This is a genomic window from Vibrio sp. D173a (assembly GCF_030248475.1).
The window spans coordinates 1-8,215 of record NZ_JAHGAH010000233.1; the positions used below are offsets into that span (position 1 = coordinate 1).

Sequence of the window (8,215 nt, forward strand, 5' to 3'; positions counted from 1 at the left end):
GCCGTAGTGGGTGACAATATTCTGATCATCATTTTTGATGTAGCCGTTTTTTTGCATCCACTTATAGAATCCAAGAACGGCACTCATATAACTTCTTGCTGTAGATAGACTAAAAGCTTCATCGCCATTAGCACCTTCAATATTATTGCAGTTCGCAAGTAGGAACTGAGCAAATCGCCAAGGTGCCCCTTCTTCTTCATATCTCGATAGGGTTTTATGAGTTAGATATTCACGAGGTATTTCCACGCCATATTCATCAGTTTGGTAGTGGTGAGTGGAATCCAAGTAACGAGTAAAAGCCAATAAGCCTTTTGCAATCGACCCAGTGTCTTTGACTTTCCCTTCACCACGCAATTTAGACACGAGGTATAGGGATTGTGGGTAAACAACCGTCCCATCAGGTGCAATGATGATATCGGTTTTCTTTAGGCGAGATTCCAGATTGGAAGGGGAAAGGTAGGGAGAGCTAGTTACCTCCCCAGATTCAGTATTGATTCTCTCTGAAATTTTTAGCTTTGCTAATGTATCTACCTCTATGGGAAGCAATAGGTAGTCATCATAAACATCAGAATATTTTTCTTCATGCGTTTCTATCACAAAGCAAATCCTCGATATGTTACCCACATATCAAAGATAGATTTGTCATAAAAAAACATCAAGGTTGTTTGTCATGAAAAATTTGTAAGGGTAAACTTTTTCTCGCCCCATACGCCGAACTGGTCAGCAACTGCATGGTCTTCATCAGAAAGTAGTGTGAAGTTCAGCTCATCACGTTCGATGAATTTACCTAGGCGTTTTACTGGGTCGATGCTTACGCCCAATACCACAACGTTGTGTGCGTCTAGCTCTGCTTTTACATCACGCAGACCTTTTGCCTGAGTGGTACAACCCGGCGTCATTGCTTTCGGGTAGAAGTAAAACAGAACTTTCTTGCCTTTAAAGTCACCAAGAGAAACGGTGTTGCCATCTTGGTCGAGTAAAGAGAAGGCTGGCGCTGGCGAGCCTGCTGTCAGCGTATTCATGGTTATGTCCTTTACTTATAGATTATTTTTAATGAAATTCAGAGAACCTTGTACGTTGAGCGTGTTACAAAGTTCATCGAAATCTTCTTGTAGTTGCATCAGATTGCAGTCAGCGCTCACTGAAGCGGTGATCGCGATGTGGAACTGATCCGCATCCAATTGGATTTTTGATTTACTGATGGTTTGCGCACTAAGAGAATGTAGGCCAATCTGTTTATCGGCGAAGAACTGTGTGAACTTTTCAGTTAGGCTGATGCGATCTTCAGATTCAATGAACACTTCCATCGTGTAGCTGTTGTCGAGCAACTCATGTGCTGACGTGCGTTTCATGATGGTAATGAGGTCGTGTTCTTGCCCAAGAAGTGGCAATTGCGTCTCGACGCGAGTGACATTACTGGCGTTCCCAGTAAGCAGCATGATAAGCGTAAATTCGTTACCAAAGATAGCGATACGGCTATCGACAATGTTACAGCCTGCTTGTGTGACGAGCTTAACCACTTGGTTACATATGCCCGGACGATCCTTTCCAACCGCTGTAAGTACCAGATGTTGCTTCATAAATGAGCTTCTTGTCCTTTCTTTCAATAGTGAGATGGTAGCACAGATACAGCACAGAAATGTCGAGTCAGTTCTTTTTTAAACTTGTTAAAACGCTTTGTTGATTAAGTGAACAGTTTGCTTGCGAGGCGTTCTATTAATTCACTCAACGCTGACTTGAGCCTCATGACGAGAGAGTATATTCCGCGCCTAATTTAGAGTGGCGAGCTCAGCTTGCTCACGGCGTATCGCCATTAAACACAATTATCAGAATGGCTAGGATTGAGAACAAAATTCACATTTTAGTTGCGAGACCTCTAACAACTGATAATTATTCATTCATTTGTACTTTGTAAGCGAGTTTACGCTCTTGTGTTTGTTAATCGCATTACAGTACCATGCAGAAAGAGTAAAATGAGGGAGATAAACATGTTTTCAGGAAGTATCGTAGCGCTGATTACACCACTAAAAGCAGATGGTGAAGTAGACTTTGATAGTTTACAAAAGCTTGTTGAGTACCATGTTGAAGCAGGTACAGACGGTATTGTCGCAGTTGGCACCACAGGTGAGTCAGCGACTCTAACCATTGAAGAGCATGTAAAGGTCGTAAATAAAACCGTTGAGTTTGCAAACGGTCGTATCCCAGTGATTGCTGGTACGGGTGCAAATGCGACCCACGAAGCAGTTACATTCAGCAAATTATTGGCTGATTCTGGTATCTCTGGCTTCCTGAGCGTAACACCTTACTACAACAAACCAACTCAAGAAGGTTTGTTCCTACACTACAAAGCAATCGCAGAAGCGAGTGACGTACCTCTAATTTTGTACAATGTACCGGGTCGTACTGCAGTAGATATGTCTCCTGAGACAGTGGCACGCTTGTCAAAGCTTGATAATATCGTGGCACTGAAAGACGCGACAGGCGATTTGAGCCGAATTGCACTTCACCGTGAACTTTGTGGCGAAGATTTTATCTTACTAAGTGGTGATGATGCGACTGGCCTAGAATTTGTTAAACTTGGCGGTCACGGCGTTATCTCGGTAACGAACAATATCGCAGCGAAAGACATGGCAGACATGTTCCATTTGGCAAGTGAAGGTAAATTCGACGAAGCAGAAGCGATCAACGAACGTTTGATGACTCTGCATAAAAACCTATTCGTGGAATCAAGCCCAATCCCAGTAAAATGGGCAGCACATAAGCTTGGTTTGATTGAAGAAGGTGAATTGCGTCTTCCTTTGACCCCACTTTCTGAAAAATCGCAGCCAGTCGTGGAACATGCGCTAACAGATGCCGGTATTTATTAAGATTGAGTTGCTAGGATTGAAGTTCATGCTGGGGGCAAGTAGGCCCTCAGTGTTTTAGGAGAATAAATGAAGCTTTCAAGCCAGTTAGTGTTAAGTTCACTAGCTGTATTCGTATTGACTGCCTGTTCAGGTGGTGCTAACCAGCGTCGTCAAGCAAAGGACGACTTCGAGTATTTGAACACACCAGCTCTGGAAGAGTGGAGTGTACCGGCAGGTGCTGTTCCTCAGTTTTACCCTAACTACCGTATCCCACAAGGTGAGTACGCTGGTGGTATTGGTAAAGAAGTGGATATTCGTCCGCCGCAGCAAGTATTGGAATTGATACCTGGTGCTCGCTTAGATCGCAGTAGCGACGGTGAAGTAACACTATGGCTGCTTCGCAAGGATGAACTGGATAAAGTTTGGCAAACCGTTCAAGAGATGGTTTCAGAGAACAAGGTCCCGGTAGAGAACCAAACGGACAATCGTATCGAGACAGGCTGGGTTACTTGGAACTCACCTGATGAAGCCATGGAAATCGGTAGCCGCTACGAAATTACTCGTGGTGAGATGAACGGTCGCCATGGCTTTAAAGTAAGCTTGATTGATTGGCGTGAAGGCAACCAAGTGAAAGAAGTAACACGTACTAACCGTGAGCGTTACAACGTGTTTATGACTAACTTGGTGACGGCTCGTTACGACCAACATGTCCGCGAAGAAGCCCAGCGTAAATCGCAAGAGCTCGTGAAACACATCCCAATTACTATGGGTAAAGACCGCAGCGGTCTGCCAGTGATCATTGCTCGTGCTCAGTACAATGTGGTTTGGAACCGTCTACCAGATACGCTACCTAAAATGGGCTTCAAGATTGAAGAGCGCAGCCAATCTCAAGGTACTGTGACTGCGAAGTACGCATCTCCAGATGACGCGTTCTGGAATGACATCGGCGTGAAGCCAGTTGACCTAGCTCCGGGTGAGTACACCTTCCTACTTGGTGACTTGGGTAACCGTACTTCTATCAACATTACTGACTCTGCTGGTAAGCCAGTAGAAGAGGAATTCTTGAAGTCACTGGCGCCAGTACTTGCTGCTGTTGTGAAAGATTAATTACTCTCTATAGCTAAGTAGTTAGATACAGACAAACAAAAGGGACCTCAATGGTCCCTTTTTGCTGTTTGCTTTAACGAGAATGCTCGACGGGGTAGAGCGCCTGAAGTGGTATCAAGCTTGTCTTGAATTCACAGAGAGGTTAACGAGATTCGTCTTTCTTCTCTCCGTTTTCATCGTAGCGCTCTTTATCCAGTTCGTTCAGTTTGTCTAAATCGTTCTTGCGACCTTTATCCATCTGACCGAACTTCATTTTGGCGGTGTACTTGAGAGCAGCGAGATTACCTACCACGATGCTGAGCACTATGATGATAATGACCCAAGGGTTGGTTAGTAATTCGATCATAGAGCCTCCGGCGGCGTGATATTGTGAATGAATTTGGTAACGACCTTATCCAAATTATTCAATATGACGTCGATCCCTGCAATGCTGTCGATCTGATTTTGCTCAATTAACTGATTTCTCAGCACTTCGGGCGTCAGATGAGTTACGCATTGTAGCCCAACCGATTTATGACTGATGTGCCAAGGTTCAATCGCCACGCCACCCAAATCTTGTCGGTAAGGGAAGAAAAAACCAAAGCTATCTAGGTTGGCTTCTAACCATCGATAGAACGCCAATTGATGACCTTCTAAGTATTCCCACGGCTCCAATTGCAATTGCGTGCCTGGTGGTAACAAGTTACGCGCATAGACATCAAAATCACAACCCCAATGATGTCGGCTACCGCCGGGTAGAGCTGACCAGCGCAGGATTGCCATCAGCTTTTCTTCATCATTGAGCTTCGCTTTGTCTAAAGGTTGGGAGTGGGAATCTAAGATCGTTAAGTCACCGGCAAACTTACCGTTCCAGATGGTTTTTTGGCGATGAAAATCGCGAAAGCCGCTGGCAATTTCCATCTTAAAGCCAGCTTTGTTTGCGGCTTCAATCATCTTCAACAAATCATCGACGACTTCTGGATGAAGCATAAACGCCTTTTGACCCACTAACGTGGATTGAAGATGCGAATCGGTGATTCCGGTAAGTTGCTCTGGTGTCATGGTGTTCTCGTTAAATACTACTTGCTGCACTCGCAGGCGCTATTTTGCCAATAAGTGCTTTAGCGTGTTCTCGTACATGTCGGTCAATTTCTCTAGGTCATCGACTTTCACACACTCGTTCACTTTATGAATCGTCGCGTTCACTGGACCAAGCTCAACCACTTGACCGCCCATGCGCGCGATAAAGCGGCCATCAGACGTACCACCTGTGGTCAGAAGTGCAGGCTTAGTGCTGTTCACCTCATCAACCGCCGCAACGACGGCATCAAGCAGTGCACCTGTATCGGTTAGGAACGGGTCGCCATTGAATGTCCACTTTAGATCGTAGTCTAGCTCGTGTTTATCCAGCGTCTCAGTGATGCGTTGAACAATCACTTCATTGCTCAATTCAGTACTGAAACGAAGGTTAAATTGAACGTTAAACTCACCCGGAATCACGTTAGACGCGCCAGTACCTGCCGAAACATTCGGGATCTGGAAGCTAGTCGGAGGGAAGTAGTCGTTACCTTGGTCCCACTCAGTGGTCGCTAATTCATGGATTGCCATAAGCGACTGATGAACTGGGTTGTTCGCTAGGTGAGGGTAAGCGACGTGGCCTTGAGTGCCTTTCACGGTTAGATCGCCAGTGATTGAGCCACGGCGGCCATTCTTCACGACATCACCAACCACTTCAGTACTTGAAGGTTCGCCAACGATACACATATCGATGTTCTCGCCGCGATCCATTAGCGTTTCAACCACGCGAACCGTACCGTTGATGAACGGGCCTTCTTCGTCTGACGTGATCAAGAAGCCGATCGAGCCTTTGTGGTCTGGGTTTTCTGCAATAAAGCGCTCAACCGCCACGACCATACACGCTAACGAGCCTTTCATGTCTGCGGCGCCACGACCGTGAAGGTAACCATCGATAATAGTCGGCTCAAATGGGTGGGTGTCCCATTGTTCTAGCTTGCCTGCTGGTACGACATCGGTGTGACCGGCAAAAGCAAACAGTGGTGCTTCTGTACCACGGCGAGCCCAGAAGTTAGTGGTGTCCTCAAACACCATCACTTCGATTTCAAAACCAAGCGCCTTTAATCGCTCGATCATTACATCCTGACAGCCTGCATCTTCAGGCGTTACGGACTGGCGGCTGATCAGGTCTTTAGCGAGTGCCAGTACTGGACTGTCTGTCATCCTTGAGTGTTCCTTTAATTAAGAGTTAAAAATGGTCGCGTATTGGTCTGCTTTGAAACCAATATGAAGTTGGTCTTCAACTTTCAAGATAGGGCGCTTAATCATCGCTGGGTTTTCTACTAACAGCGCGATTGCATTTTCTTCGTTAAGAGCATCTTTTTGTTCTTGAGTCAGCTGACGGAAAGTCGTGCCACGCTTGTTCAGAACTTGCTCCCAACCTAGGGCGTTACAAAATTCAGTCACCATTGCCGCATCGATACCTTGTTTGCGGTAGTCGTGAAAATCAAAAGCAACGTTTTCCGCTTCTAGCCATTTCTTGGCTTTTTTAATCGTGTCGCAGTTTGGGATGCCGAACATGGTGATCGTCATATTATTTCCTTTTCTCTTTGTGCTTTACTTATCGGTTTGCGCTATGGAACGCCCGATTTTGCATTGTTTTTGGCTGTTCAAGCATCCTATCAAGAAGCAACCACTGTGACAAAATCATGCGGCGAATATTTCACAGGTCAGTGCTCTATTGGGCCGTGCCCAGTCGCTCATTCCTCCACCAAACAGCGATAAGAATGATAAAAAACTTGGCTAAATAGCACGGAAAAGTCGAGTTATTGATCAAACGCAACATCTCGCCGAGCAAAAAAGAAATAATGAATCAGCACAATTTTAGGAGGTGTCAATGGAATTGAGTCCTGTTTTTGCAAGGCGGCTATATTTGGCCTTGTTGGTGGAAAACCTAGAAAGGCCAAATGTACCAAAATTGATCGAAAGAACGGGGTGGCCTCGTCGTACTATTCAAGATGTACTCAAGGCATTACCGGGGATCGGCATCGAACTCATCTTCATTCAAGATGGTCGACGTCACAACGACGGCTATTACCAACTTTCGGATTGGGGACCTTTTGACAGTCAATGGGTTCTTGAGCGAGAGGGAGATATCGCTAGCAGTCTTGGATTTCGTGCATAAGCCAGCAATTGCTGGCTTTTTTTACGTCTGGAAAACGCTTATTGGCAGCGGTAGGCGGTACCAAGCACACTGAAGGAAGTAGCAAAGTCTTGTGGGGAGATCATGTAAACGGTGTCGGCCTCGAGCAAAGCGGCGTTGTTTTTCAAATCGGCCATCGCACCATGCATCATGGCATCGTTGGTGTAGAGCAAGTAACTGTACCAGTGACCTTCGCTGCCCGTGACTTCACCTAAATACTCGCATTGCTCCGGATTGAACCGAATCTGAACGTCGTCACTTGATGCCGCCGGTAGCGTTGACGGTGACGAACAGCCTATCAAAGCTAGTGCGATGCTTCCTATCATCACAGAACGTTGCATATTATTTCCCCATCACGATGTAAGCCGAAAAACCAATCCAGCTCAGAACCAATAGTGCCCAAGGTAATACAGCTGGTTTGCTCGTTGGTGCTTCAACGTTTGCTGAATCTTGTTCAACGACGTCATCGACTTGGCGCTGTTTTTCTCTCTGTTGCTTTTTCTTTGCTTTATCGGCTTGTCGATTACGTTCCTTCTGCTGTTTCTTGTACTGAACGATGCCTTTTTCAATCCCCTGAGCGATCAGTTTCGTCTGCTCTTTTACCCTTAAATACAGGAAATCAAAGTTAAGCGGTAACTAATTATAAATAAAATTAATTATCACAATTACTTATTGTGAATTAATTGTATTTGATTTTTACAAAAATAAAGCAATCTGTAAACAACCTAAAGAGGGAGCTTCATTTTAATTGTTTTTCTTGAAAAATCCTTTACAAAAACTCGTTTTCTGCAGTCATGCTACAACCAACATTAATCGTATGCGCCCCATGAACCCACGGGGCGGTGTTGTTAATGTTTGAAGTTCCAAGGCAGGAGTGCATCGATATCAGGGTCAGCTTTCGCGAGCTCTTTCATGCACTTGACCATGTAGTCGTAGAGGATAAGGCCGTTGGCTTTCGCTGTCTCGACGATGCTGTAAAGCATCGCGCTCGCATCAGCACCATTTGGTGTGTTTGAGAACAGCCAATTTTTTCTGCCAATGACCAGCGGTTTAATGGCGCGTTCAG

Annotated in this window: 10 protein-coding genes and 3 pseudogenes; 3 read left to right on the plus strand and 10 right to left on the minus strand. The window is 45.4% G+C overall.

Annotated features, from left to right (window positions below; all coding sequences use genetic code 11):
- The 3 genes and pseudogenes from KIV40_RS21190 to KIV40_RS21200 form a co-directional block, all read right to left on the minus strand.
- Nucleotides 1-597 (minus strand): annotated as a pseudogene (locus KIV40_RS21190) (site-specific integrase); the annotation flags it as partial.
- Between the two features lie 92 nt (nt 598-689).
- A pseudogene (gene bcp / locus KIV40_RS21195) lies at nt 690-1,022 on the minus strand (thioredoxin-dependent thiol peroxidase); the annotation flags it as partial.
- 15 nt (nt 1,023-1,037) lie between these two features.
- The gene (locus KIV40_RS21200; RefSeq protein WP_285351164.1) at nt 1,038-1,580 is read right to left on the minus strand and encodes a glycine cleavage system protein R; all 543 of its coding nucleotides are present in this window, start codon (nt 1,578-1,580) and stop codon (nt 1,038-1,040) included.
- Between the two features lie 408 nt (nt 1,581-1,988).
- Here KIV40_RS21200 and dapA point away from each other — a divergent pair, with 408 nt between their 5' ends.
- Nucleotides 1,989-2,867 (plus strand): 4-hydroxy-tetrahydrodipicolinate synthase, encoded by an 879-nt coding sequence (gene dapA / locus KIV40_RS21205; RefSeq protein ID WP_021018010.1) that lies wholly within the window; start codon nt 1,989-1,991, stop codon nt 2,865-2,867.
- A 66-nt stretch (nt 2,868-2,933) separates the two neighbouring features.
- Nucleotides 2,934-3,953, plus strand: a complete 1,020-nt coding sequence (gene bamC / locus KIV40_RS21210) for an outer membrane protein assembly factor BamC (RefSeq protein WP_285351167.1) — start codon at nt 2,934-2,936, stop codon at nt 3,951-3,953.
- A 142-nt stretch (nt 3,954-4,095) separates the two neighbouring features.
- Here the strand turns inward: bamC and KIV40_RS21215 are convergent, their stop codons facing one another.
- From KIV40_RS21215 to KIV40_RS21230, 4 genes are read right to left on the minus strand one after another with little or no spacing between them, the layout of a single operon-like run.
- Entirely contained in the window at nt 4,096-4,299 is a 204-nt protein-coding gene (locus tag KIV40_RS21215) for a DUF2897 family protein (protein ID WP_285351168.1), read from the minus strand.
- Nucleotides 4,296-4,994, minus strand: a complete 699-nt coding sequence (locus KIV40_RS21220; protein ID WP_285351174.1) for a M15 family metallopeptidase — start codon at nt 4,992-4,994, stop codon at nt 4,296-4,298. The genes KIV40_RS21215 and KIV40_RS21220 overlap by 4 nt, the downstream gene beginning before the upstream one ends.
- Nucleotides 4,995-5,033: 39 nt before the next feature.
- Nucleotides 5,034-6,170 (minus strand): succinyl-diaminopimelate desuccinylase, encoded by a 1,137-nt coding sequence (gene dapE, locus KIV40_RS21225; RefSeq protein ID WP_010650096.1) that lies wholly within the window; start codon nt 6,168-6,170, stop codon nt 5,034-5,036.
- A gap of 18 nt (nt 6,171-6,188) precedes the next feature.
- On the minus strand, nt 6,189-6,539 hold the full coding sequence (locus KIV40_RS21230) for an ArsC family reductase (RefSeq protein WP_005433033.1): 351 nt from the start codon (nt 6,537-6,539) through the stop codon (nt 6,189-6,191).
- Between the two features lie 304 nt (nt 6,540-6,843).
- Here KIV40_RS21230 and KIV40_RS21235 point away from each other — a divergent pair, with 304 nt between their 5' ends.
- The gene (locus KIV40_RS21235) at nt 6,844-7,131 is read left to right on the plus strand and encodes a helix-turn-helix domain-containing protein (RefSeq protein ID WP_285351169.1); all 288 of its coding nucleotides are present in this window, start codon (nt 6,844-6,846) and stop codon (nt 7,129-7,131) included.
- Between the two features lie 38 nt (nt 7,132-7,169).
- Here the strand turns inward: KIV40_RS21235 and KIV40_RS21240 are convergent, their stop codons facing one another.
- From KIV40_RS21240 to KIV40_RS21250, 3 genes and pseudogenes are all read right to left on the minus strand, one after another.
- The gene (locus KIV40_RS21240) at nt 7,170-7,490 is read right to left on the minus strand and encodes a DUF4156 domain-containing protein (RefSeq protein WP_285351171.1); all 321 of its coding nucleotides are present in this window, start codon (nt 7,488-7,490) and stop codon (nt 7,170-7,172) included.
- 1 nt (nt 7,491) lies between these two features.
- Nucleotides 7,492-7,755, minus strand: a pseudogene (locus KIV40_RS21245) (DUF2956 family protein); the annotation flags it as partial.
- Nucleotides 7,756-7,997: 242 nt separating this feature from the next.
- Nucleotides 7,998-8,215: transposase domain-containing protein (locus tag KIV40_RS21250; protein ID WP_285351173.1), on the minus strand; the 218-nt coding region annotated here is incomplete at its 5' end.